We start from the raw sequence: 24381 nt of genomic DNA, 5'->3' as shown, positions 1-24381 counted from the left end.
ATCCAGGACGCTCTTTGCATAACGTACTGATTACGTTGCCATAAGGGCCACAAAAAACCGACTGACCACTGTCAGTTTCTCTTTCAGCCAGTGCCTTGGGAACTTACCGAATAATAAATCATTATATAAATACTTATCCGCTACACTTATATAAAGCAGGATTACTCATTTTTAATTTTGTATTAATCCGTTGCGAATATCATTTAATCTACATTATTTCGTTAAAAATTTAGACAATTCAACGACAGCTCTTAGTTTTTGATAGGATTAGGCTATTTTTATGGTTCGGCCCGAAACCATCGATTGCTGACCGTACCCTTTTACTTACCGAGTGCCCATGCGGAACATTGTTGTACGACCCCTTTTACTTGTCGGCCTCCTGTTCGTCAGTCTAGTAACTGCGTTTGGATTAATGAAACCGGGTCGCCATATGTGGGCCCGGCTCTCTCATAAGGCACATTCAAAAACGACCCACAAACGGGTAATAGCTCACGTCGCACCCAAAGCTGTCCTTGCGTCCTACGTTTATGGACCAGCAGCCAAACCGGTTGAGGTGTTTACCATGACAGACAGTGGTCAACATTGGGTAGATAGCGTCTTTCATACGCTAACGCCAGAACAAAAGGTCGGGCAGTTTTTTATGGTAGCTACATTCTCCAATCGCCATGAGAATCACTATCAATATATTGACCATCTGATTCAGAGTAATAACATTGGCGGATTGATTTTCTTTCAGGGTGGGCCTTATCGGCAAGCAGCCCTGACGAACCGCTATCAGGCTGAGTCGAAAGTACCTTTGCTTATTGGCATTGACGGCGAATGGGGTTTGGGCATGCGGCTGGACAGCACCATGGAATTCCCTAAGCAAATGTCGCTGGGTGCCATTCGAAACAACGAAGTGATTTACCGAATGGGCGCCGAAATCGGTCGGCAATGCCAGCGACTGGGTATTCACATCAACTTTGCCCCTGTCTCCGATATCAACAGCAACCCAACTAATCCGGTCATTGGAATTCGATCATTCGGCGAATCGAAGGAGAACGTAGCCCTCAAAGCGTCGGCCTACATGCGGGGATTACAGCAAACACATGTCATTGCAACCGCCAAACATTTTCCGGGGCATGGCGATAGCAATGCCGATTCGCATCACACGTTGCCAACGATCAGCCGGTCGTCGGAGCAAATGCGGGAAATTGATCTTTATCCATTCCGCAAACTTATTGCCGATAGCCTGATGGGGGTCGTGACGGGTCATCTGCACGTACCGGTTATGGACAATACACCCGCACTGGCTGCTACGTTGTCGGAGAAGATTGTTACTGAACTATTGAAAAAAGAACTCGGCTTTCGAGGATTGGTCTTTACCGATGCCCTGAATATGGGCGGTATCAGTAACCGATCGCCGAAGGCGCTGGACGTCAATCTGCGGGCCTTAATTGCAGGCAACGACATTCTGCTTTATCCGGAAAACGTTCGCGACGCCACCACAAACATTTTAAATGCTGTTCAGCAGGGGATTATTACTCAGGAGTTTATTGACGAAAAAGTCAAAAAAATCCTGCGGGCAAAATATTGGGCGGGACTCAATAACTACAAGCCGATCAATCTTGGTAACCTGGCCGCCGACCTGAATTCTCCCGAAGCTGAATTACTAAAGCAGGAACTTTGCGAACAGTCGGTTACGGTGGCTGACAATAAGAATGATTTGCTTCCATTGAATCGTTTAGATACGTTGCGATTAGCGTCCATTGCCATTGGTGCTGAGCCAGGTAATGTATTTCAGAAAACACTGAACCAATATGCACCGTTTCAGACAGTTGCATTTCCGGGCAAATTAGCTTCCGAAATTGACTTGAATAACGCGCTGGCTCAGCTTGGCGATGTTAATACGGTGGTGGTTAGCTTTCATAAAATGAGCGAATCCGCTTCGCGGAAATATGGCATTACCAAACCTTCGATTGATTTAATCGCACGACTCAAACAGCGGGGTATAAAAGTGATTGTTACCGCCTTTGGATCACCCTACAGTTTGACTCAGTTCGCCGGGGCCGACGCGTTGGTTTGTGCCTATCAGGAGCTCGATGATATGCAACGGGTGGTGCCACAAGTCTTATTCGGTGGTTTGGGCGCTCGGGGTATGCTACCCATTTCAACGGGTGATATGAAAGTGGGCATGGGCCTGACGTTAAATCCCGAAGGACGACTCTCGTCCGGATCGCCGGAAAGTGTTGGTATGAAGTCAACGGTTCTAAACCAGATCGACGCGATCGTGCAGGGTGCCGTCAAGAATCACGTAGTGCCTGGCTGTGAGGTCCTAGTCGCCCGGAAAGGAAAGATTGTGTACAGCAAAAATTTTGGTGCGCTGACCTATTCGCCCGGTGCCGAAAAAGTAACCGATGAGACGTTGTATGATCTGGCTTCGCTCACTAAAGTACTGGCTACGTTACAATCCGTAATGGTGTTGTATGACCGTAAGCAGATTGATCTGAGTCAGAAAGCGTCCTTCTACTTACCTGAGCTACGAAATACGAACAAGCAAAACATTATCATTCAGGATCTGCTCTGGCATCAATCGGGTATGGTATCGTATTACCCGACCAGTTGGGACCGTACTCGTTTACCAGGCGGAGGATTAAAAGCAGAGTACTATTCTACGACCCATGATAGTCTGCACACGCTTCAGATTGCGCCAACGCTTTGGGGTGTACCAGCGCTACGAGATTCCGTTTGGAAATGGGTAGTTCACTCGCCCATGTCGAAAAAAATGGACGAGTCGGGCAAGCCCGCTTACATTTATAGCGACCTGAACTTCCTGACATTGCAGAAAATTGTGGAGCGTGTTAGTAAAGAGCCTTTAGATAAGTTCGTTACAGAAAACGTATACAAACCACTGGGTCTGCACCAGCTCGGCTTTACACCTTTACTACGTCTTCCGCACCCACAATGTGCTCCAACGGAACAGGATACGTACTACCGGAATCAGTTACTGGTGGGCACTGTTCACGATCAGATGGCGGCCGTACAGGGTGGAATTTCGGGTCATGCCGGTCTTTTTGGTAATGCTCATGACATTGCTACCTTATTGCAAATGAACCTTCAGAAAGGCATATACGGCGAACAGCGCATCTTTCAGCCAATGACGGTTCCGTATTTCACCCAAACCCTGAGTAACCGTAGCCATCGCTCATTAGGATGGGACAAGCCAAACCCCGAAAGCGCGAGTAGTGTCTATATGGCTCAGCAAGCCTCCCCGCGCTCATTCGGGCATACGGGCTTCACGGGAAACGTAGTGTGGGTTGATCCCGACGAAGACCTGATATTTGTTTTCCTCTCTAATCGTATTTATCCCACAGCCGGGAATACGTCTATTAATACCACGAAGCTTCGCCGACGGATTCACGAGGTGATTTACAGCGCCATTCAATAATATTCCGCGGCCTTCAACCAACCAATAAAAGTAAGAAGACTGGCCACTGGTCTTTTATGGTTGAATTTTATCCTGATAGAAACCAATCCATTTTTCTTCCTCATTGGCAATCATTGTACTGCTTGCTGCTTATCTCTATATCGACTGAACGGTGCTATTGTCTGAGCACCACGACAAGATCGTGAGATCATCTATAAATACCTTAACTTTAGGCCCAGAACTGTTTCATTGTTATTGCTTATGAATGGACGTAATTTCTACTCCTATTTATTTATCTGGTTATGCATCTCTGGTTTAGTAACCCGCAGTTTTGCTCAGACCATCACGACCATTTCGCCTGCCAGCGTTTGCCCAGGGGGAGCCGTTACCATTTCATATACAATAAGCGGCACATTTACTGCTGGAAATACATTTACGGCTCAATTATCCGACGCGGCTGGCGCCTTTACAGCTCCAGCCAGTATTGGCAGCGTGACCAGCACAAGTGCCGGATCGGTTAATGCCACGATTCCAGCAACAACGGCCAACGGAGCAGGGTATCGCATTCGGATTGTTTCCAGCGCTCCCGCTGTGACTGGCACGGCCAGTGCCCAGTCACTAACAGTTAATGCACCTTCGGCACCGGGTGTCACTCCTCCTACAGGAGGTTACTGCCAGAATACAACGGCCCCTGCTTTGATAGCGACCCCTTCCGCAGGGGGCATCCTCAACTGGTATGGCACGAATGCCACGGGCGGTGTAGCGTCTAACCTCACTCCTACGCCCAGCACGACTCAGTCGGGAACCTTTACCTACTACGTCAGCCAGACCGTCAATGGCTGTGAAAGCTCCCGAGCCCCCATTCCGGTGACCGTCGTGCCAGCTGCCAATCCTCCAGTCACGGCTAACCTCAGTTACTGTGTAGGACAAACCGTACCGGCTCTGACAGCCAATGGCGAGAATTTGAAGTGGTACTTAACCCAAACAGGAGGCACGGCGTTGCCCGCGGCCCCCACACCGGCTACCAATGCGGCTGGTTCGACCACATACTATGTTAGCCAGGTCGCGGCCTTTACCTGTGAAAGTAGCCGGGCCAGCCTGGTCGTAACCGTCAACGCGATACCTTCGGCACCGGGTGTCACTCCTCCTACAGGAGGTTACTGCCAGAATACAACGGCCCCTGCTTTGATAGCGACCCCTTCCGCAGGGGGCATCCTCAACTGGTATGGCACGAATGCCACGGGCGGTGTAGCGTCTAACCTCACTCCTACGCCCAGCACGACTCAGTCGGGAACCTTTACCTACTACGTCAGCCAGACCGTCAATGGCTGTGAAAGCTCCCGAGCCCCCATTCCGGTGACCATCGTGCCAGCTGCCAATCCTCCAGTCACGGCTAACCTCAGTTACTGTGTAGGACAAACCGTACCGGCTCTGACAGCCAATGGCGAGAATTTGAAGTGGTACTTAACCCAAACAGGAGGCACGGCGTTGCCCGCGGCCCCCACACCGGCTACCAATGCGGCTGGTTCGACCACATACTATGTTAGCCAGGTCGCGGCCTTTACCTGTGAAAGTAACCGGGCTAGCCTGGTCGTAACAGTCAACGCAACGCCTTCCGCACCAGGCGTAAGCCCTGTTGGTATCTGTTTGAATGGTTCTTCTTCTCAATTGTCAGCAAATGGTACAAATTTGAAATGGTATAGCGCCACGGATAATCTATTAGGAGAAGCCCCTACACCTGGTACAGGTGCTGTAGGAGATCAGGTATTTAAAGTGTCTCAAACATCAGCAGCTGGCTGTGAAAGTCCCAAAGCGACGCTGACCGTTACCATTAAGCCACTACCCAATGCGCCGGGTGTAGTGAATCGGGCTTTCTGTTTACAAACGCAGGATCAGCCAGCACAAAATGTGGAAGCGCTGAATGCGTTTGGTGAAAACCTGAAATGGTATAATCCGGATGGGACGTTTACTACGATTGCGCCTGTACCCCCAATCAGTCAGACTGGTGTGCAAACTTATTCAGTTAGTCAGACGTACAATGGATGTGAGAGCCCAAATAGATCTACTCTTCTGGTAACAGTAAGTACTGCAGCCCTGCCGGTTGCTATAAAGTCGCTGGTTACATACTGCATAAACGACAAAGCTGTGCCGCTGGAAGCTACCGGCGAGACGGGTGGCAGTCTGCGCTGGATTGACCCCTATGGAAATGTTTCGAACGTAGCCCCTACCCCTCTTACACTGAATACGAGCATTCAGGCCGGCGGTGATCCTTTTTACGTCTATCAGATCGGATCAAACGGTTGTTATAGTGGGCGAACAACGATCAAAGCGCTTGTCAATGCATTGCCAACTCTCTCACTGGTTCCCTCTGCAACCAGCATCAATCTGGGACAGCGGGTCGGCTTGCAGTTGAAGTTTACGAGTGCAGCTCCGTTTAGCTATACCCTTACAAATGGCCTCACAGGTGTAGTGAACAAATCAGATACAACGCTTTCGTTACTGCCAACCAGTACGACAACGTATCAAATTGTGACAGTAAAGAACAGCTGTGGTGTTGGGCTACCGGGTAACCCAGCAACAGCAACTATTGCCGTTCGCGTACCTACAATCACGACCAGCACGTTGACGCAGTTAACTGCCTGCGTTGGTACGTCGCTTTCGGTTCCGTTCACGAGTACCGGCGATTTCAACACGGGAAATTTATTTAGATTTGAACTGGTAAGTGTGGCTGATACGTCAAAAAAATTCAGTGTACAAGGAACAGCTACTGCTTCGCCTGTAACGGCACCCTTACCGCTGACGCTGGCTAGTGGCCAGTATTATGTCCGCGTTAAAGCGGATAATCCTGAGATTGCCATTATCGGGAGCAAAAGTCCGACTCCATTGACAATACGATCACTGGCCACGGCGACAATGACAGGTACGCAGAAAATTTATGAAGGGTACCCCGGCAGTCTAACCTTTACATTCGGGGGAGATGGTCCCTGGACTGTTACGTATGCAGACAGCGTCCAGAGTTACTCGGCAGTTGCCACAACCAACCCATATCCAGCAGAAGTTCGGCCTACCCGCACAACTACGTATCGCCTGACAAGCGTTGCAAACGGATGTGGCACTGGTACGATTTCAGGGACAGCAGTTATTACCGTATTACCTCTATTGGGCATCGATGACAATTCCCTCGATCCGTTGGTAAAAACTTACCCCGTGCCAACGACGTCTATCCTTACGGTGGAAGTCGACCTACCCCTGACTCGTGACCCAGCAACCCTCTCTCTAACTACAATGAGCGGTCGGCCAGTCTTACAACAGACGACGCGTAACAAGCGTCACGAGCTTGACCTTACTGCGCAACCAAGTGGTTTGTACCTTCTCCACATACAGGTTGGAGATCGGCAAACGACGCGAAAAGTGCTGAAACAGTGAAAATAGTGGGAAGTCAATGAGGGCAACTGCTATTGGCTTCCCACCAATGACTAGTTTACTCATGCCCGACGAATACTTTATGGAGATTGCACTTGGTCTGGCTGAAGAAGCTGCCACCGATGGTGAAATTCCCGTTGGTGCTGTTATTGTTTGTCGTAATCGAATCATTGCCAAAGCCCGCAACCAGACGGAACGGTTAAAGGACGTAACAGCTCATGCCGAACTGATGGCCATTACATCGGCCACGCAATACCTGGGCAGTAAGTATTTAACAGATTGTACGTTATACGTCACCCTGGAGCCCTGTGTGATGTGTGCAGGCGCCTTGTTCTGGGCGCAGATTGGTCGATTAGTCATTGGCGCCAGTGATCTCAAACGAGGTTACAGCCGAATTGAGCCGTCGGTATTACATCCCAAAACCCGGCTCGAAACAGGCGTTTTGGCCGAAGAAAGCCAGATGTTGTTAACGAAGTTTTTTAAACACTTAAGAACATAAATTTAACCAGGCTTGTTAACTTACCCGAATAGTCTTCCATTCTAACAAAATAGTAAAATGGCTTTTGTATTAGATCCCCTGCCCTACCCTAGCGATTCGCTCGAACCCAATATTGACAAGCAGACCATGGAAATTCACCATGGAAAGCACCACAACGCCTACGTAACGAACCTGAATAATGCTATTGCCGGAACTGACATGGAGAATAAGTCCATTGAAGATCTGCTGGCTAGTGTGAGTAAGGCTCCTGTAGCTGTTCGTAATAATGGAGGTGGGCACTATAACCACACGTTGTTCTGGAATACAATTTCTGGCAACGGCGGTGGCCAACCTACGGGTACGCTTGCAGAAGCTATCAATCAGAAATTTGGCTCCTTCGATACGTTTAAAGAAGAATTCACGAAAGCGGCAATCACTCGTTTTGGTTCAGGCTGGGCGTGGTTACTCGTAACTCCCGAGGGCGAGCTAGCGATCGCGTCTTCGCCTAATCAGGATAATCCATTAATGGACATAGCCGAGGTGAAAGGCTTTCCAATAATTGGTCTCGACGTATGGGAACATGCTTATTACCTCAAGTACCAGAACCGTCGGCCAGACTATATTGCTGCTTACTTCAATGTCGTGGACTGGACTGCCGCGGAAAAACGGTACCAGCAAGGAAAAGCAGCGTAAGATTTTGTCGATGAATTATGGATGGTGAATGATGGATTAGGTTAATTCAACAAAAAAAGTCTCATTCACCATTCATAATTCGTCTTTGAATCTTATCTTTGCACTCCTAAAACGGTGATTGTAGCTCAGTTGGTTAGAGCGCCGGATTGTGGTTCCGGAGGTCGCGGGTTCGAGCCCCGTCTTTCACCCTTCTAAAAAGCCCTGAATTTCAGGGCTTTTTTTGTTTATATATCTATTCTTTTCTTCTCTGTTTCACGATTGCTCTCGCTATTATCATAAGGAATAGCCACCGGTATTTTGTTTATTCTTTTACAGAAAAAGTTAAACAAAATGATAGTAATAGGGTTAATAAGCGTATCAGAGGGTGGTGGAAGACGAGATAGATTCCGGCAACTACTGTTTTAGAAAAAGTCTATTTTCCCTAAATTTCGTTTCAATAGTTAGCCTATCAATTGTTTTCCATGAGTAGTTACTCTATTAAAGATTTGGAGCAGCTTTCGGGTATTAAGGCCCATACACTGCGCATCTGGGAACAACGCTATAATATCATTGCTCCGCAACGTACTAATACAAATATTCGGACCTACGATGATCAGGATCTCAAGCTAGTCCTGAATATTTCGTTGCTAAAAGATCACGGATACAAAATCTCGGAAATTTCGAAAATGTCGATGGAGGAAATGCACCTTGAGGTGCTTAAAATTTCGTCCCGGCAGCTCAACTACCCTGACCAAATACAAGCACTGACTCTGTCTATGATTGATCTGGATGAGGAACGTTTCGAAAAAATTATCAGTACGAATAGCCTGCAATTCGGCTTCGAGAATACGATGATTCATATCGTTTATCCTTTCTTAAGCCGTATTGGTACGCTCTGGATTACAGGATCAATAGGCCCGGCCCAGGAGCATTTTATGACCAATCTGATCCGGCAAAAACTTATCGTAGCCATTGATGGTCAGATGAGCAAGCTTTGGCCAACGGGTAAAACATATATGTTATTCCTGCCTGAAGGTGAATTTCATGAGATCAGCCTTCTTTTCGCCAATTACATGATAAGAAGTCGTGCGAATAAAGTCATTTATTTGGGGCAGAGTATGCCATTCAACGAATTGATCTTTGTATATAAGCTTTATCAACCAGACTATCTCTTTACAGTACTAACGTCAGTGCCCACCAATCACGAAGTTCAGCCTTTTGTGAATCGGTTGTCCCAGACGTTTCCTAATTCACAGGTACTGCTAACCGGCTATCAAGTAGTTGGGCAAGATATCATGGCTCCGGAAAACGTTAGGATCATCAACCAAATTGAAGAATTAATAGGAATAGCAGGCCCCTAAGTTCCCACCTACCTCGAAACCAACTAGTACGTTGCTGAAATAACGTAGCGAAATAGTAATATCATCAAGAGGGAGCTAAATTAACTCCTGAACAAACGCCAGCGCTCGGCGTTCAGCATACGTATGCGAATCACGAACTACCTGAAAACCAACGTGTCCACCTGTTAGGGGCGTTTCCAGAAAAATGTAGCGATGCGTTTCAGCCAACCAGCCGGGTGAGCATTCAGGTGATAGGAGCGGATCATTTTGGGCATTCAGCACTAAAGTCGGCACCGTAATACCAGCCATAAAGTTAATGGCTGATGCCTGCCTGTAAAAATCGTCGGCATCATGGTAATTGTTAACTGGAGCCGAAAAAAATTCATCGAAATCGCGCCAGCGTCTTACTTGCTGCACTTTACTCATATCTAACCGTCCAGGAAAACGGTCGGCTTTCTGGTTCAATTTGACTAGTAACTTTTTCATAAACCGATTGCGATAGAAGCGATTCGATGGGCGGTCGAGAAGCACTGCGCTAGCGCCCAGATCTGTCGGCGATGAAATGGCAACACCTCGTTTAATGGCATCAGGCAATTGATTTCCATGTACGCCAAGATATTTCAGCGTAATGTTCCCTCCCATACTATAGCCAATAAGTATTATTTCACCGTATTGCTTTGTATGCAGTGCATGATGAATTACTTCATTCAGATCCCCAATTTCACCGTGATTATAAAGCCGAAACGCTTGGTTCATTTCACCACTGCACGAACGACAATTCCAGGCCAGTACGTCGTAACGATGTTGAGCAAAAAGCTTGGCAGTTCCGCGAATGTATTGTCGATTACTGTCGCCCTCCAGTCCATGCGTCAATACAACTAACCGATTATGCCCAGCCTTTATCCAATCCAGGTCAACAAAATCACCATCGGCCAGGATAAGGCGTTCACGTTCGTAGGTTACGCCTAAAACCTTTCGCGTAAGACTAGGAATAACGGTCTGCATGTGACCATTATATTGATAGGCGGGGGGGCCAGGATAGGCCGAATGAATCAGTGGCATAGCTAGCCGATTACCGACTCACCGACTGTGGTGCCGATGTGGCCGACTTTTTGCGGAAATCTCCCTGTGAGAAATATTTTTCAATCAAACAGTACATTAGGATAAAAAAGTACCGGCTGCCCATTTCTTTAATTTTCAGTTTTGATTCACCGTATTTGCGATTCGTCCAACTGTTTGGTACAACTGCATAACTGTAACCGCGTACAATCGACTTCAGTGGTAGTTCGACCGTGAGATTAAAGTGGGGTGACAAGAAAGGTTTTATGCCTTCAATTGTCTCCCGTTTGTAGAGTTTGAAAGCATTGGTGGTATCGTTGTATTTAATGCCCATTACTAGGCGAACAATGAAGTTGGCAATGCGGTTGATGAATTTTTTGAGCGGTGGATAGTCAATTACTTTACCCTCTTTCTCCCAACGCGACCCGAATACGGCGTCAACATCGGTTTCCAGCATTTTATTGTAATACTTTACTAAATCTTCTGGATCATCCGATAAGTCAGCCATAAAGACGGCTACACAATCGCCCGAAAAGCGCTCCAGCCCATACCGGACGGCATACCCAAAGCCGTTAGGACCCGGATTGGTATGATACACCAACGTCGGGATTTCTGTAGCGGCCAGATTCTGCAATACCTTTAGCGTATTATCTTTCGAGTTGTCATTCGTCACAAAAATTTCGTGCGGAATCCCATACTTAGCCAGTGTCTGGTACAAAGAACGTAGCGTTGGCGGCAAAGACTCCTCTTCGTTATAAGCGGGTATGACAACACTCAATTTCATATATGGACTGTGGATACTTTACGTAGGAATAAAACGGATATCTACCAATTAATTAACCAGACAACGCATCTCACCGGTGTGGTAAAAGCCGGAGTGAACTATAAAGTTTTGAGATTGGCTCCGGCACAATATAATCACGAATGACATCTTTCGTCTTTTCCCAATCTGGTTTACCCAGGTAAATGTATTTGAGAGCCAGCCGGGCACGCCGGAAGTAACTTCCTTCGTATTGCTTGGCGTCGAGCATCATCCGGTAATACCGGGCAATATTCCGGCGCAAAATGGAATCATAGCGGTAATCCAGCTCACGATTAATATCACGATACATCTGGATTCGATTGCGCAGGAACGTCTCATCACGCTCGTTGTCGTGGAAACTGGCCCCCGCCCGATTCTTCCGATACACCGACATGACGTCTGGTATGTAGCCAATCTTACCAAGTTTAGCTTTTAGAATCAGCCGGGGAATATCACCACTCGACGACTCCCGGAACCAGCTTGGGTATTCTTTGATATTGTTCCGATACATGGTACTCGATGTAGCCATGAACCAGATTTCACTTTCGCCAATGAGATCGTCAACCGTGTAAAAGGGCTTCATATCCGGCCCATTAAGCAGGTGCGAAGGCGCGCCGTCTTCATACGTAATGAGCGCGTTATTAAAAACTGTCGAGTAATCGGGGTGAGCGTCCAGGAAATCAGCCTGTTTTTGCAATTTCAGCGGATCAGTCCAATAATCATCGCCATCCATCAGCGCATAATATTCGCCCTTGGCGAGTTTCAGCGTATCCAGAAAGTTGATACCTCCGTTTTTACCCAGATTGCGCGGATGTAGTACCCCTATCACCAAACCAGGATATTTCTTTTCGTACTCCTGAATAATCTCCCGGGTACCATCACTCGAAAAATCATCGCCGACGAGGATTTCGATCGGAAAAGTTGTTTTCTGCTCGAGGGCGCTATCGATAGCCTTACGGATGAATTTTTTTTGATTGTAGGTAATAATCAGGACACTGACTTTGATCATACGCGAAAAATGAACCCGGTCTGAACGCTACGTATCGGGCGTAAAGACCGGGCTCTTTAGTTAGCCGTGCAAAGATAGTAACCAGAAGTACATTCTGGTTCATTCGTTGAATGGTAGTGCCTGATTAAACGGCAGCCTCCGATGGCGTATTCTTAGCCGCTTGAATCTGGGTTTTCCATCCCTGAGGCTCATCTTTATCGGCAGGAGTTCCCCATGGATTATAGAAAGGCAGGATAGCCACCCACCGCCCGGCGGGATCTTCCCAACTGAAACGGTCTGCGAAACTCGACGGACTTACCCAGTGCGGCAGGTCATACCGGAACAGCGTCATGTCGCCAATATCCTGAAAACCCTCAGTTTCTACAATGTGATCGTTGATTACATAACCCGTCCCTCCCGAATGATAGTCTTTACCATACTGATTCAGGGCCAGAATCATCCCGACTTTCTGTGGATTGAGTGGATGCCAGTGCCGACCAAAGAAGCTGCCTCCTAGCGGATAATGAGTCACTTGTGGATGGAAATAGGGTTCGCCTTTGCGAATACCATATTCCTCATTATTACCTGTCAGGCTGTTCCAGAACTGACGCATCGGATCAAAAACGCTCAGCAACGTTTGCTTCATCGGCTCATCGAGATCCAGCATGGCGTCGAATGTATGATCGTGAAACAACTGCGGTGCTTTCTGAATTTTGGCAATGTGCAACCGCTGCTTATGTTGATTGTTGTCGAACGTATCGGGGCCTTCAGCTAGTGGGGTTTCGGCTGCCCAGGCACGCGTTGTATCAATTATGGCCCGGAGCGTGTTCTCTGGTATGCCCGTTTTTATGATAACTATATTTGGTTCATTCACCAAACGCATTACTTCTTCGTATGGAATCTCGGGAACAATCCGGCCATCCTTGAATTCAGCGTCAACTTTTATCAGGTATTTTGCTACTTCTTTCATAGTTTTTCGCTTACTGATTTAATACAAAATAGGAGGCTGCACGCGTAAAATGCAAACGCCCTGAAACTGATTTTACTCAACATAAGGCTGACTTTGATCAGTTACCGGTTGTGTCGCGTAGCCAAATCCCGATGCACCAAAGCCATTCCCGTTATAAAACATCACCCACTGCTCCTTATGAGGAAAAATGTGACAGTAATCCATCATCAGCGAATCCCAGCCTTCGGCCGATCGTTCGATGCCAGCCAGTTCATCTTTCCGTTCCCAGGTAATACCATCTTTCGACTCAGCGTATCCAATGCGATAACTACGTTGTACGTCAGTGCGGTAGTTGGTTGCGTTTCGATAGGAGAAATACATTTTGTATAAATCGCCATCTTTATAAACCGTCGGCCGACCGATCGCATCCGTAAATTCGTCATAGCCTACGCAAACGTGACCCGTACGTTCCCACTTGATGCCATCCTCCGATTCAGCGTATTTGACGTCATAAAAGGGTTCAGGATGACCATTGATCACTTCGATTTTTGTACAGGATAAGTACCACATCCGCCACCAGATCGACCCATCCGCTTTCTCTTCCCGCATCACACACGGCTGTGCAATCCAGACCTGATCGTAAATAGAGCGATCAAGCAAAGGGCCATCATATTTACGCTCAAAGGTCAGCCCACCATCCCGGCTGATGGCCAGCCCAATACCTAACCGGTAACTGGCCGTTTCGCTTTTGTTCCAACCCGTATAATACAACCAGATTTCATCGCCTACGGGTAAAAACCACGATGGCATGGTTCCTGTTTCATCGAACATGCCCACCGCCCCTTTGCTCAGACAGGCTTTGTCATGTATGTAGGTTACCTCGGATAAGTTGTCGGGATTAAGCTCAACAAAAGAAACAGCCGATGAAATAGCCTCATCCCGCGTGGAAAAATAGACGCGCAGTTTGTCGCCCATTGGGTAACCAAAAGGCACTTGCGCATGCGTCCGGCTGAAGGCTTGTGAGCCATCGGGTTTATAAATTAGTCCGTGTTTTGTCCACATTTGATGTAGTTGTTAAGGTTGGCTGTTTATACCGATCATTCCGTGCATAAACACGTGTTTGATCAATCTCACCAACGTAGCGGTAATTCGTGTCGATATAGCGTTTAAGTTCGGGAAACGTCTCGTAGCCATACCTGGCCCGGTCATTGAGCCAGGTTGAATGAGGTCCCACGGCATCCAGAAAAACAGGTGGTCGCGATGCCTGGATATTTCGCATATAGCGAGCACGGTGCACTTCCTGATCGCTCCCCATGACCTCACGAATTGTATGATTATCACAAACGCCCTGCGGCATTTGCGTTTCAACGTTAAAATTAGGTGCCCACCCCCATACGACCAGGTCTTCACCCGGTTTAGCCAGCTTCAATACTTCCTGTGCCGTTGGTGATACGTAGAAATGACGTAGTGCGAAAGGAATCTGACGATATTTATTCGACGGATTATCTCCTTCCATCAACGCATTTATACCAACCGAACCTAGAATTGCAGCCACCCAGAAAACGGTATGAACCGGCCTGCGAAACGTATCGAGGAACCAGGCATTCAGCAAACAAACCGGAATCACCAAATAGAGCAGGTAATGGGTAAACTCATTCCCCGGTTTGATAACGGCATAAGCACTTGAAACCAACACGGCCACACTGAAAAACAATACGTCACTTTTGCCATTTCCTTTACGGGAAAAAAGAATCCAGGCGATAACCAGGGCTAGAGTGGGCAATAGGAAAACGACAAAATCGCTGGTATGGCTAACGAAAACAGGAAAATGAGCAAGAAAGACCAGGAAACCGGCACCGGCACTATAGGCCAGATTACTCTGAATGTAAAAATGGATGAAGTCGCTAAATACACCAAAAAACAAGGTCAAACCGATGACGAAAACTGGAAACAGCAATCCACCGATCAATAGACCGCCCAACGCCCGCCAGAAACGGGAAGGTGTTAAGATTGGATATTGCCGGATCAATCCAATAAGCGCAGCGGCCACAATAATAAGCACCGTAGGCGTACCCTGTAATTTGGCAAACGGAACCAGGCTACTGACAAACCCTAATAAAAATAAACCAGCAACCGAATCAAAAGCTCGCTGCTTCCATAAGCGGGAATATTGCCAGATGGCCAGCCCAATCAGGGCCAGCGAGAGGTGTTCATTGGTGGCATGCAGAAAATCCAGATGCGTCGTAAATGCCAGAAAGGCAATGGCTGGAAAAATCGCCAGCCGGGCCGCCCGTGGGCTGAAGAAGTTTTCGATAGCGAAATAACCACCGGCTACACTTAGTAGCGTACACCCAAAAGCGAGCCAGCGAATAACTACATAATTGAGGGGTACACCAAAGAAGCCGGGTAAGGAAACAAAATAACAACTTAATGGCCCCATCGTGGCCCCATCCACGTATTTCCAATAAACAGGGTGATAACGTAGTGTAAGAGCCTGGGAAAGGAGTTGGCTTTCGTCGGGATTGAGCTCCCGGTTAATGAAAAGAACCAGAACTCGCTTAAAACATAACAAACCGATTAGCGCGACCAATAACCCGATCTGCTGCTTACGTGACAGGTCACGACCAAAATCAGCCCACATGCATAAACCTCCCACAAACAGAAAAGCGAGCCAGCCTCCTACTTCCCAGAACAGGGGAGATAATAACAAATTCATTGCAACTTTAAATCAATGACGCTCATGTCGAACGAAATGGCAGGTGAGTGTTTCTCCACTACGTTAGTAATCAACGGCCTAATAGTGGAGATATGATTTTTCTGTAGCCTTGCTTCCTTCAAGTATCACAGGGAAACAAGGCTACAGAAAATATGACGTTATTTTTGAAGTAACAATCGGGCAGCCATGCTATCGTGAATCTGGCCCATCGTCTCTTTTAAGTCGAAGGTCCAGTCCCAGCCGGGGTAATGCTGCTTAAATTTAGTCAGGTCAGAAATGTACCAGATATGGTCGCCACTCCGATTGGTTTCCGAGTACTGGTAATTCATTTTGTTACCCGAAATTTCTTCACATAGGGCGATAGCCTCAAGCATCGAACAGTTGGCGTAACGACCTCCACCCGCGTTATAAACCTCACCTGGGCGGGGATTCTGATAGAAATGCCAGAACATATTCACCAGATCCCAACTATGGATATTGTCGCGTACCTGTTTGCCTTTGTAGCCAAAAATGGTGTACTGATTGCCCGTTATGGCGCACTTCATCAGATAAGAAAGGAAGCCATGCAACTGCGCTCCCGAGTGATTGGGGCCCGTCAGGCAACCACCCCGGAAAACACCGGTATTCATACCAAAATAACGACCGTACTCCTGCACCATAATATCGGCAGCTACTTTGGAGGCACCAAAAACAGAATGCTTGGTATGATCGATACTCATGAACTCATCGATACCATTCTCGAAATAGGGATGGTTATGATCGATTTCCCAGCGGGTCTCGGTTTCAATGAGCGGCAGGAAATTGGGATTATCCCCGTAAACTTTATTGGTCGACGTGAAAATAAACACAGCCTCCGGACAGTGTAAACGCGTCATTTCGAGCATGTTCAACGTACCAACCGCGTTGACACCGAAATCGGTAAATGGCTCGCGGGCAGCCCAGTCGTGACTAGGCTGAGCTGCCGTATGCAAGACTAATTTTATATCTGTGCCAAATTCCTGAAAAATCGTCTCTAACTGACTCACCTCCCGAATATCGGCTGGACGATGCAGGTAGTTACTGTATGTTTCAGACAGGCGATTGCGATTCCACTCCGTTGAGCCATCAGCTCCAAAGAAGTATTGCCGCATGTTGTTATCAATACCAATGATAAGATCAAATTTATCAGCAAAAAAGGCAACCGCTTCGCTACCTATTAATCCAGCCGAACCCGTAACTAATGCAATTTTCATGTCGTTATACGTGCATAGGGCAAGTTATATACCCAAATAATACTACTTGTCAGGAAGTTTAACTGAACAAAGTAACGCAAATATCTCTACTTACGTTGCTTTTTAAGTAGTAAGTCTGACAAACGACCGTCGCTATTTAGCAAACGGTGAGGCAAAATAATAGCGATGAATCAGCGGGTATTCGCTTATCCATCGCTACTATTAATTGTATTTATCTGTATTAGGCGCCCTGCTGAAGCGATCCCTTTCCAAACAGTTTCTCGCGAATTTTCTGCGTCCGCGCGTCTAATGCTGGATTTGGTGTGTATTTATATTTCGTTTGTACAGCCGCCGAATCACGACCGGTTCCATATACTTCAGGATCACCAGCCCGGTAGTCAGCACGATAGTCGTCTGCCCGGTAATCGTTTTGACGGACCGTGTTATATTTCTGATAGTCGCAGGATGCCAGTGATAACATGGCTACCACCAATAAACCTGCACTGAATACGCGTTTCATAGCTACTTGATTACGAATTGATTCGACAAAAATAAGAAACAGTCGCTAGCCGACAGTCATTAGTCCTTAGTTTTTTTGTCATTGAGTCCTGATGACATAAAAATCAACCTCTACTGATTCAGTTTTCTGATTTCTTCCCAAACAAAACGCATCAACTCCTGTATATGCTCGCGAGAGAAATCAAACGGTACGTTGGCAGCAGCATAAATTTCGCGAATAGGAGCTTTGTAACCCAGACTCAAGGCTTTTTTGTAGCCATCCAGGCCCGCTTTTGGATCTCGGCGGTAGTTACGCCACACACCAATCGCGCCCAGCTGAGCAATGCCGTATTCAATGTAGTAGAACGGAACTTCATACAGGTGCAATTGCCGCTGCCAGATGTATTCCTGGTAAAAAGCAAAGCCATCCCAGTTGGTCACCGTGTCGGCAAATTGATTATAAATCCGAAGCCAGTTTTCACGCCGTTCAGCGTCCGTATGGGTAGGATTCTCGTAAATCCAGTGCTGAAATTTATCAATCGTAGCGACCCACGGCAATGTTTCGATGATGGATTCGAGGTGCTGTAATTTGGCGCGACGCAGCTCATTAGCATCATCAAAAAACACGTCCCAATGATCCATCGACAGCAATTCCATGCTCATTGACGCAAGTTCAGCCACTTCCATCGGTGGATTTCGGAATGCTTTCAGGGGCAAGTCGCGCGTCAGGAATGAGTGCACGGCATGGCCTCCTTCATGAACCATCGTCACTAAATCGCGCAGGCTCGACGTAGCATTCATGAAAATAAACGGCACCCCAATTTCCTCAAGTGGGTAATTATAACCGCCGGGCGCTTTTCCCTTTCGGGACTCCAGATCGAGGTGGCCCATGGCCCGCATGATGCGCAGATCATCACCTAACTCTTTATCGAGCCGGTCAAAGCAGGTAATGGCTTTTTCGAGCAGTTCGCTACCCGTAGCAAAGGGTTTTAAGGGGGGCCGACCTTCCACATCCACTTTGGTATCCCAGGGACGTAGCGGATCTACACGTAATTTCTGTTTCCGCTCGCGAGCTAGCTCATTCAACAAGGGCACAACGGCCTCCGCTACCGACTCATGAAAGTTAAAACAATCTTCCGGCGTGTAGTCGAAGCGACCCAGCGCAGCAAATGAATAATCACGAAAGTTGGTAAAACCGGCGTTAACGGCAATTTGATGGCGGAGATCCCGAAGGCGATCAAACAGTTGATCCAGCACCTCATGGTCTTTGTAGCGTCGCTCCCAGACTTTACGCCAGGCTTCTTCACGAACAGCCCGGTCGGTCGATTGAAGACGGTCACTGGCTTCGGGTAGCGTCATTTCCCGACCGTCAATGGTTACCGTCATGGCGCCAACGATAGCGCCGTACTTGCGTTCTTCGGTCTGAAGCTCGGTTTGCAGTGGAATGTTTTCTTCCCGAAAAATTTCAATGGCCTTTTTCATGCTACGTACCATCACGTCGTAGCCATCATCAGTCAGCTGACTCAGAAAAGGGCTATTAACAGCCATCAGGTCGAGGTCGTTACCGTAGGTGGTCATGGAGGGCTGAATCTCCTCAATGAAAAAATTCAGCTCCTTTACCAACTCTTCATTGGCCGTATCGCAGGTCATGCGAATATATCGCCAGGCGAAATTCTCGGACAGATAAGATTCCAGTTCACTACGATCGACCAACCACTGTTGAAGTTCTTCAGCGTTGTCGATGGAGCGATCAAGCAACTCCTCATAAAGTGGCTTAACATCGTCCCAGCTTTTCAATTCGATCGTTTCACCAATGAATGAACGGGTGGGCCGGGCAGGCAGGTTAATGGTTTCGTTTGACGTCATAGTACAAAGTAACGTAGCTGGTCAATGGCCAGTGAGCTAGTTATAATAAATTTTTTGTGCCTTCCAGTAAGTCGGTGTCTTTTCGCAAGAACAACGAGTAATGACTTAACTGTAAGCAGTTGGAAAACTTTTTTGTTCATAAAATTTGCATCTACGAAAAGCTTCGTATATGTTTGCTACGAAATTATTCGTAGATGAATTATGAGGCCAACTGACTCGGAATTGGAAATCCTGCATGTACTCTGGGCTAATGGTCCCAGCACTGTGCGGCAAGTGCACGAAAAATTGAGTCAAAGCCGCGATATCGGCTATACAACGGCGCTGAAACTGATGCAGATTATGTATGAGAAAGGCTTGCTCTCTCGCCAGGAAGACGCCCGATCGCATACGTACACGGCAACGGTTAGTCAGGAAGATACGCAACGAAATCTGGTGGATCGCTTTGTTGAAACGGCCTTCCGGGGGTCAGCCTCGAAGCTCGTGATGCAGGTACTGGGGCAACACAAAGCCTCCCGCGCCGAATTGGATGAAATCAAAAATCTCTTAAATGATCTGAACCGGGATGCCGGACGCCCGGACGATTCTGATTAAGCGAATTCATCCGCTCTCAGTAAACTGATTTTTCTAAACCAACGGACTTTACACAGCTTATGAACACGTTTAATTTTCTATCGAGTCCAGTGGCCGACGCTTTAGGCTGGACCTTGCTTCACGCCTTCTGGCAGGGATTCGCGCTGGTGCTACCGGTAGCGGTAAGTCTGCATCTGCTTCGTAATCAGTCGAGTGTGCTACGTTACCGCGTGGGCGTACTGACTTTGTTAACGCAACTTGTGGCCTCAGTCGCTACGTTCATCTGGTACTACAATCCCGCATCGGCCTTGCCCGTTCCTGCTACGTTAACAGGAGGTCAAATAATGTCCATTCGGTGGCAGACGGTTACCCAAACACTTCCCTGGCACCAGCAGATGCAGCAATTTCTGGAGAGTCATCTGAGTCAGTTCGTGCTGACCTACCTTATTGGCGTAGCCCTGTTTGGCGTGCGGCTTGCGGGCGGCTGGGTCTATTTGCAACAGCTAAGTAAAACGGCCAGCCTTCCTGCTACCGTCGTTTGGGACCATATGACAGATCGGCTACGGACGGCACTAGCTATTGGGGCCGTTGTGCAGGTTCGCGAGTCGGCCCGAATTGCGATGCCAATGGTTGTCGGTATTCTTAAACCCGTATTACTTCTACCGATTGGCCTGGCCACTCACCTGAGTATCCGCGAAATCGAAGCCGTACTGGCCCACGAACTGGCCCATGTCAAACGGCACGATTATGGAGTCAATCTGTTGCAATCGATCGTAGAGATTCTGTATTTTTTCCATCCAGCACTATGGTGGCTTTCCGCACGGGTCCGGGAGGAGCGCGAGCATTGCTGCGATGATCTGGCGGTGCAGGCTTGCGGGGGCGACGGACGTATTCTGGCCCATGCACTCGCCCGCATCGAGGAATTACGGCTTACACACCTTGAGACACCGGCGCTTGCCATGGCTTTTGCTTCGAAGCGGAAACATTTGCTGCATAGGGTTCGGCGGATGCTGGGCGCTCCAACTCGACCGTTCATATCAAACGGCAGTCTGGCCGGATTAACTCTGGCGACAATTCTGTTGATGAGCGTGTCGGTTTACGCCGTTCAACAGCAGGATAAGCCGAAGCCACGTAGTACCCAACCTCAACCAACGCGACGCCATAAGGCAGGCAATGGTACCGAATTCGGCATTACTGATACTAAGAAAGTAGATTATATTATCTGGAAGGGACAGAAATTACCCGCCAAACGCGTAGTTCAATTGCAGCAGCAGCTCGATCAGGTCATGGCTGGTCAGCTCTCCCTCGACGCCGTAAAGAAAGCGGACCGTGATATTTTATTGACTATTATCGAAACAAATCAGGGTTTTGGTGAAGGAATGGACGCATTGGGTAAAGGCTTAGCCCATATTGACTATGACAATATTGTCGCGTCGGCCCTGAATAACGTACCGCTTAGCCCGGATGGAACCGTAGAAGGTCTGGCTAAAGTTGATTACAATACCTTGATTAGTGATGCTTTTGCCTCATTAGATGCGTTAAAAACCCTACCCGATTCGCTTGTCAAACAACGTGCGTATCAACAGCATCAGATAGACAGCTTAAGCCAGCTTTTGGCCCAACGGTCGCAGCAGGCGCAGGCACTACGTTCACAGATGGAAAAATTCAGGTTTCCGGTTGACGAACTGAACCGGAATCAGGAAGTATTTATGTGGCGGCAACATAAGTTGATGGCACAGCGGGAAGCCCTGATCGAAAAACATCAACGGTTGCTGGAAAATGAAGGCAAGCAAAAGTTGAGTCAGGCGGAGATTGAAAAGCAGTTGGCCGCCCTAGAGCCGGAGATTAAAAAAATTGAAGGAAACGCGGAAGAGTTGACGAAACAGGTGGATCAACTCAAACTAAAACAGGATGAGTTTAAACGGCCGATGGACAAGTTAACCCGTGAATCGGAACAGCTCGACGCCCAGATCAATCAACTTGCCGACCAGCTTGGTAAATATGGTGACGGGATGGCCCGACTTGCACCAGAGGCAATGGAGCCATTAGAACGACTAGAAATACCCGAAGTTCCAGAGCTGCCAGAAGTGGCTCCCCGCCCGGCTCGTGCACCACGAATCAGGCATATGCCACGGCCAGCCATTGCGCCAAACGCTATTCATCAAGCAACACCGGCTGCGCCAGCACGCCCGCACCTGGCACCCATTACGCCTGCTCCCGCTGCTCCTCGTGCAAAAATTGCCAGACCACAACAGGCCAAGAGCCCTGTAGCCCCGAAAGTTGAAAACAAGTGACGAGATAACGTAGCGCGGGTGGAAACCCGCGCTACGTTATTTACTCAATTTCAATCACTACGTCCCGCCCGACGGGGTGAGCTACACAGGTCAGTACGTAGCCTGCTTTCAGCTCTGAATCCGACAGGCCATCTTCTTCATCCAGTTTCACTTTGCCCGAGATGCAACGACCCAAACAGGCTGTGCACATGCCCGCCTGACAGGAATACGGCAGGTCAATATCTAAATCCAACGCTGCTTCCAGAATGGTTTGATGCGGGGCAACAGCAAACTTATACTCACTGCCTTCATACAACACCGTCACTTCCGGCGAACCGCTTTCTGCGGCCGTTACCGGCTCTTCCACTACGTCGCCAGCGGGAACCGGAGCCGTCGCGTAACTTTCTTTATGTACACGCTCGGTTGATACACCTACCAGCGTCAATGCCGATCGGGCTTCGGCCATCATGCCATCGGGCCCGCAGAGGTAGAAACTAGCGTTCTGACGCTCCACGGCTGGCAACTGATCGAAAAGTTTGGTTAAAGTATGCTGATTTAAACGACCCTCTGCGCCTGTCCAGCCATTCGACGGCTGACTTAGAATATGCGTTACCTGAAACCGTGATCGGCCATAGGCCTGCTCCATCGCATCAAGATGCGCTTTGTAAATAATAGATTCCTGATTCCGATTGCCGTAGATCAACCAGACGCGGCTATTTGGCTCAACGTGCAAGGCCGATTTAGCCATCGAGAACAAGGGCGTAATACCACTACCTGCCCCGATCAGCACAACGGTCCGACGGCTCTGCGCATCAAGCTTCGGCACGAAAGTACCCATTGGCTCCAGCGTTTCCAGAATATCGCCCGGCTTGATCCGTTCGTATAAATAATTGGAAGCAAGCCCACCCGGTACGCGCTTTACAGAAACTGATAACGATACGTCGACGTGGGGCGACGATGCCATGGAATAAGACCGCCGTACTTTTTGGCCGTTGATGTTGAGCAGAAACGTTAAAAACTGGCCAGGCTGGTAGCGAATTTCTTCGCTGATAGGATGCCAGAAACTTATGGTCACGGCGTCGGCTGTTTCCCGAACGACGTCTTTTACTTTCAAAAAATACCGATTTGCCATTACTATTCAGATTGTCTTTTAATAAAACACTGAGGGAGCTACACGCACTACACAGAGTCTTCTTTGTGTAACTCGGTATAGCTCCCTCAGTGTTTTATTAAATTCTTTATACAAAGGTACGGCGAACCGCCGGAACTCACTCATCTTTATGAAATTCAACTAACCGCTCGATGGGCGCCTTTAGGATATTTCCCAGTTGTAACCCTATTTTTTCTACAGCCAGACGTAGCGGTTCGTTAAAATAATAGGCGATTGATCCTACAAAATTAACCGGCCATTGGCCCGCTTCGGGAAAGCGCTCAACGTAGGTAGTCAGGAAAAGCGTAAATGCGTCACTTAGTAACGTAGCGATATACGGGTGAGCGAGATGATCGGCAAGAAAGGGCGTAAACGACGCGAAATAGCGATTCGGGTATGGCTTTTGATAGGCGTTTTCTAGTAGTGTTGCCCGGTCGAGGGCATAGCGATTCTGGAAAGCTTCTTTAAGGTCGGCAGGGAGTCGTTCCTGAAAAAAATCGCGCACGAGCGTCTTACCCAGATACCCCCCGCTCCCTTCGTCACCCAACCAGAACCCCAGTGATTGGATGCCCCGTATGATTTGCGTTCCGTCGTAACAGCAGGCATTCGACCCAGTCCCTAAAATACAAATAATGCCGGGTTCGTGTCCTGCACTTCCTCGGGCCGCCCCCAGCATATCGCTGTTCACAGTAACGGTTTGCAAACTGGGCAATACGGCTCTCAGGGCATCGGCAACGATATAATTTACGGTTGGGCCAGTACATCCGGTTCCATAAAAAAACACGTATCTAACATCCGCAGCGTTCAGGTGCGGTGTCAGTTGAATACGTAACGTAGTGATTATTTGATCGGTAGTCTGATAATATGGATTGAATCCATCCGTTTGAATAGCGCGGGGCTGTCCATTGGATGTTACCAGCCGCCAATCGGTTTTTGTAGAGCCACTGTCGGCGATTAAAAGCATACATAATACGGTTTAC

At 48.1% G+C, this 24381-nt stretch carries 18 protein-coding genes and 1 tRNA gene; 8 read left to right on the top strand and 11 right to left on the bottom strand.

The window, feature by feature from the left end; genetic code table 11:
* Positions 1–337: 337 nt before the first annotated feature.
* From ACYVEA_RS15085 to ACYVEA_RS15060, 6 genes are all read left to right on the top strand, one after another.
* Complete coding sequence (locus ACYVEA_RS15085; protein ID WP_461114273.1) at positions 338–3427, top strand: glycoside hydrolase family 3 N-terminal domain-containing protein; 3090 nt, start codon at positions 338–340, stop codon at positions 3425–3427.
* Positions 3428–3667: 240 nt separating this feature from the next.
* Positions 3668–6832: an Ig-like domain-containing protein gene (locus tag ACYVEA_RS15080; RefSeq protein ID WP_461114272.1), complete on the top strand. Its 3165-nt coding sequence runs from the start codon at positions 3668–3670 to the stop codon at positions 6830–6832.
* 61 nt (positions 6833–6893) lie between these two features.
* Positions 6894–7328: a nucleoside deaminase gene (locus ACYVEA_RS15075; RefSeq protein ID WP_461114594.1), complete on the top strand. Its 435-nt coding sequence runs from the start codon at positions 6894–6896 to the stop codon at positions 7326–7328.
* Positions 7329–7385: 57 nt separating this feature from the next.
* Complete coding sequence (locus ACYVEA_RS15070; protein ID WP_461114271.1) at positions 7386–8000, top strand: superoxide dismutase; 615 nt, start codon at positions 7386–7388, stop codon at positions 7998–8000.
* Between the two features lie 113 nt (positions 8001–8113).
* Positions 8114–8189: transfer RNA gene (locus ACYVEA_RS15065), tRNA-His, on the top strand.
* Positions 8190–8461: 272 nt separating this feature from the next.
* Positions 8462–9340, top strand: coding sequence for a MerR family transcriptional regulator (locus ACYVEA_RS15060; protein ID WP_461114270.1), 879 nt, complete (start codon positions 8462–8464; stop codon positions 9338–9340).
* A gap of 75 nt (positions 9341–9415) precedes the next feature.
* Here the strand turns inward: ACYVEA_RS15060 and ACYVEA_RS15055 are convergent, their stop codons facing one another.
* From ACYVEA_RS15055 to ACYVEA_RS15015, 9 genes are all read right to left on the bottom strand, one after another.
* Positions 9416–10381, bottom strand: a complete 966-nt coding sequence (locus ACYVEA_RS15055) for a YheT family hydrolase (protein ID WP_461114269.1) — start codon at positions 10379–10381, stop codon at positions 9416–9418.
* A gap of 10 nt (positions 10382–10391) precedes the next feature.
* The gene (locus ACYVEA_RS15050) at positions 10392–11162 is read right to left on the bottom strand and encodes a glycosyltransferase family 2 protein (protein WP_461114268.1); all 771 of its coding nucleotides are present in this window, start codon (positions 11160–11162) and stop codon (positions 10392–10394) included.
* A gap of 70 nt (positions 11163–11232) precedes the next feature.
* The gene (locus tag ACYVEA_RS15045) at positions 11233–12189 is read right to left on the bottom strand and encodes a glycosyltransferase family 2 protein (protein ID WP_461114267.1); all 957 of its coding nucleotides are present in this window, start codon (positions 12187–12189) and stop codon (positions 11233–11235) included.
* Between the two features lie 124 nt (positions 12190–12313).
* Positions 12314–13138: a hypothetical protein gene (locus tag ACYVEA_RS15040; RefSeq protein ID WP_461114266.1), complete on the bottom strand. Its 825-nt coding sequence runs from the start codon at positions 13136–13138 to the stop codon at positions 12314–12316.
* Positions 13139–13210: 72 nt separating this feature from the next.
* Positions 13211–14179 carry a hypothetical protein gene (locus ACYVEA_RS15035; RefSeq protein WP_461114265.1) on the bottom strand — a complete coding sequence of 323 codons (969 nt, stop codon included), beginning with the start codon at positions 14177–14179 and terminating at the stop codon, positions 13211–13213.
* Positions 14151–15833 (bottom strand): hypothetical protein, encoded by a 1683-nt coding sequence (locus tag ACYVEA_RS15030; RefSeq protein ID WP_461114264.1) that lies wholly within the window; start codon positions 15831–15833, stop codon positions 14151–14153. Before ACYVEA_RS15030 ends, ACYVEA_RS15035 begins: the two co-directional genes overlap by 29 nt.
* Before the next feature lie 158 nt (positions 15834–15991).
* Positions 15992–17065, bottom strand: coding sequence for an NAD-dependent epimerase/dehydratase family protein (locus tag ACYVEA_RS15025; RefSeq protein ID WP_461114263.1), 1074 nt, complete (start codon positions 17063–17065; stop codon positions 15992–15994).
* Positions 17066–17285: 220 nt separating this feature from the next.
* Positions 17286–17564 carry a hypothetical protein gene (locus ACYVEA_RS15020; RefSeq protein WP_461114262.1) on the bottom strand — a complete coding sequence of 93 codons (279 nt, stop codon included), beginning with the start codon at positions 17562–17564 and terminating at the stop codon, positions 17286–17288.
* Positions 17565–17674: 110 nt separating this feature from the next.
* Positions 17675–19408: a M3 family oligoendopeptidase gene (locus tag ACYVEA_RS15015; RefSeq protein ID WP_461114261.1), complete on the bottom strand. Its 1734-nt coding sequence runs from the start codon at positions 19406–19408 to the stop codon at positions 17675–17677.
* Positions 19409–19609: 201 nt separating this feature from the next.
* Between ACYVEA_RS15015 and ACYVEA_RS15010 the strand changes: the two genes are divergently transcribed.
* Entirely contained in the window at positions 19610–19999 is a 390-nt protein-coding gene (locus tag ACYVEA_RS15010; protein WP_461114260.1) for a BlaI/MecI/CopY family transcriptional regulator, read from the top strand.
* 59 nt (positions 20000–20058) lie between these two features.
* Positions 20059–22272 carry a M56 family metallopeptidase gene (locus ACYVEA_RS15005; protein ID WP_461114259.1) on the top strand — a complete coding sequence of 738 codons (2214 nt, stop codon included), beginning with the start codon at positions 20059–20061 and terminating at the stop codon, positions 22270–22272.
* Between the two features lie 40 nt (positions 22273–22312).
* On the opposite strand, the gene ACYVEA_RS15000 is transcribed toward ACYVEA_RS15005, so the two are convergent.
* A complete protein-coding gene (locus tag ACYVEA_RS15000) occupies positions 22313–23383 on the bottom strand; it encodes a 2Fe-2S iron-sulfur cluster-binding protein (RefSeq protein WP_461114258.1) in 1071 nt (356 codons plus the stop codon).
* A gap of 136 nt (positions 23384–23519) precedes the next feature.
* A complete protein-coding gene (locus ACYVEA_RS14995) occupies positions 23520–24365 on the bottom strand; it encodes a BadF/BadG/BcrA/BcrD ATPase family protein (protein ID WP_461114257.1) in 846 nt (281 codons plus the stop codon).
* Between the last annotated feature and the right edge of the window lie 16 nt (positions 24366–24381).

The organism is Spirosoma jeollabukense (assembly GCF_054777855.1).
Note: the sequence above shows the minus strand (reverse complement) of the source record. Positions and strands in the feature narration are given on the sequence as shown.

Bases quoted from the DNA above. Each gene is read 5' to 3' on its own strand.
- ACYVEA_RS15015 (WP_461114261.1), bottom strand. From the start codon at position 19,408: ATGACGTCAAACGAAACCATTAACCTGCCTGCCCGGCCCACCCGTTCA.
- ACYVEA_RS15025 (WP_461114263.1), bottom strand. From the start codon at position 17,065: ATGAAAATTGCATTAGTTACGGGTTCGGCTGGATTAATAGGTAGCGAA.
- ACYVEA_RS15060 (WP_461114270.1), top strand. From the start codon at position 8,462: ATGAGTAGTTACTCTATTAAAGATTTGGAGCAGCTTTCGGGTATTAAG.
- ACYVEA_RS15040 (WP_461114266.1), bottom strand. From the start codon at position 13,138: ATGAAAGAAGTAGCAAAATACCTGATAAAAGTTGACGCTGAATTCAAG.
- ACYVEA_RS15035 (WP_461114265.1), bottom strand. From the start codon at position 14,179: ATGTGGACAAAACACGGACTAATTTATAAACCCGATGGCTCACAAGCC.
- ACYVEA_RS15045 (WP_461114267.1), bottom strand. From the start codon at position 12,189: ATGATCAAAGTCAGTGTCCTGATTATTACCTACAATCAAAAAAAATTC.
- ACYVEA_RS15020 (WP_461114262.1), bottom strand. From the start codon at position 17,564: ATGAAACGCGTATTCAGTGCAGGTTTATTGGTGGTAGCCATGTTATCA.
- ACYVEA_RS15010 (WP_461114260.1), top strand. From the start codon at position 19,610: ATGAGGCCAACTGACTCGGAATTGGAAATCCTGCATGTACTCTGGGCT.
- ACYVEA_RS14995 (WP_461114257.1), bottom strand. From the start codon at position 24,365: ATGCTTTTAATCGCCGACAGTGGCTCTACAAAAACCGATTGGCGGCTG.
- ACYVEA_RS15030 (WP_461114264.1), bottom strand. From the start codon at position 15,833: ATGAATTTGTTATTATCTCCCCTGTTCTGGGAAGTAGGAGGCTGGCTC.
- ACYVEA_RS15000 (WP_461114258.1), bottom strand. From the start codon at position 23,383: ATGGCAAATCGGTATTTTTTGAAAGTAAAAGACGTCGTTCGGGAAACA.
- ACYVEA_RS15085 (WP_461114273.1), top strand. From the start codon at position 338: ATGCGGAACATTGTTGTACGACCCCTTTTACTTGTCGGCCTCCTGTTC.
- ACYVEA_RS15075 (WP_461114594.1), top strand. From the start codon at position 6,894: ATGCCCGACGAATACTTTATGGAGATTGCACTTGGTCTGGCTGAAGAA.
- ACYVEA_RS15050 (WP_461114268.1), bottom strand. From the start codon at position 11,162: ATGAAATTGAGTGTTGTCATACCCGCTTATAACGAAGAGGAGTCTTTG.
- ACYVEA_RS15070 (WP_461114271.1), top strand. From the start codon at position 7,386: ATGGCTTTTGTATTAGATCCCCTGCCCTACCCTAGCGATTCGCTCGAA.
- ACYVEA_RS15005 (WP_461114259.1), top strand. From the start codon at position 20,059: ATGAACACGTTTAATTTTCTATCGAGTCCAGTGGCCGACGCTTTAGGC.
- ACYVEA_RS15055 (WP_461114269.1), bottom strand. From the start codon at position 10,381: ATGCCACTGATTCATTCGGCCTATCCTGGCCCCCCCGCCTATCAATAT.
- ACYVEA_RS15080 (WP_461114272.1), top strand. From the start codon at position 3,668: ATGAATGGACGTAATTTCTACTCCTATTTATTTATCTGGTTATGCATC.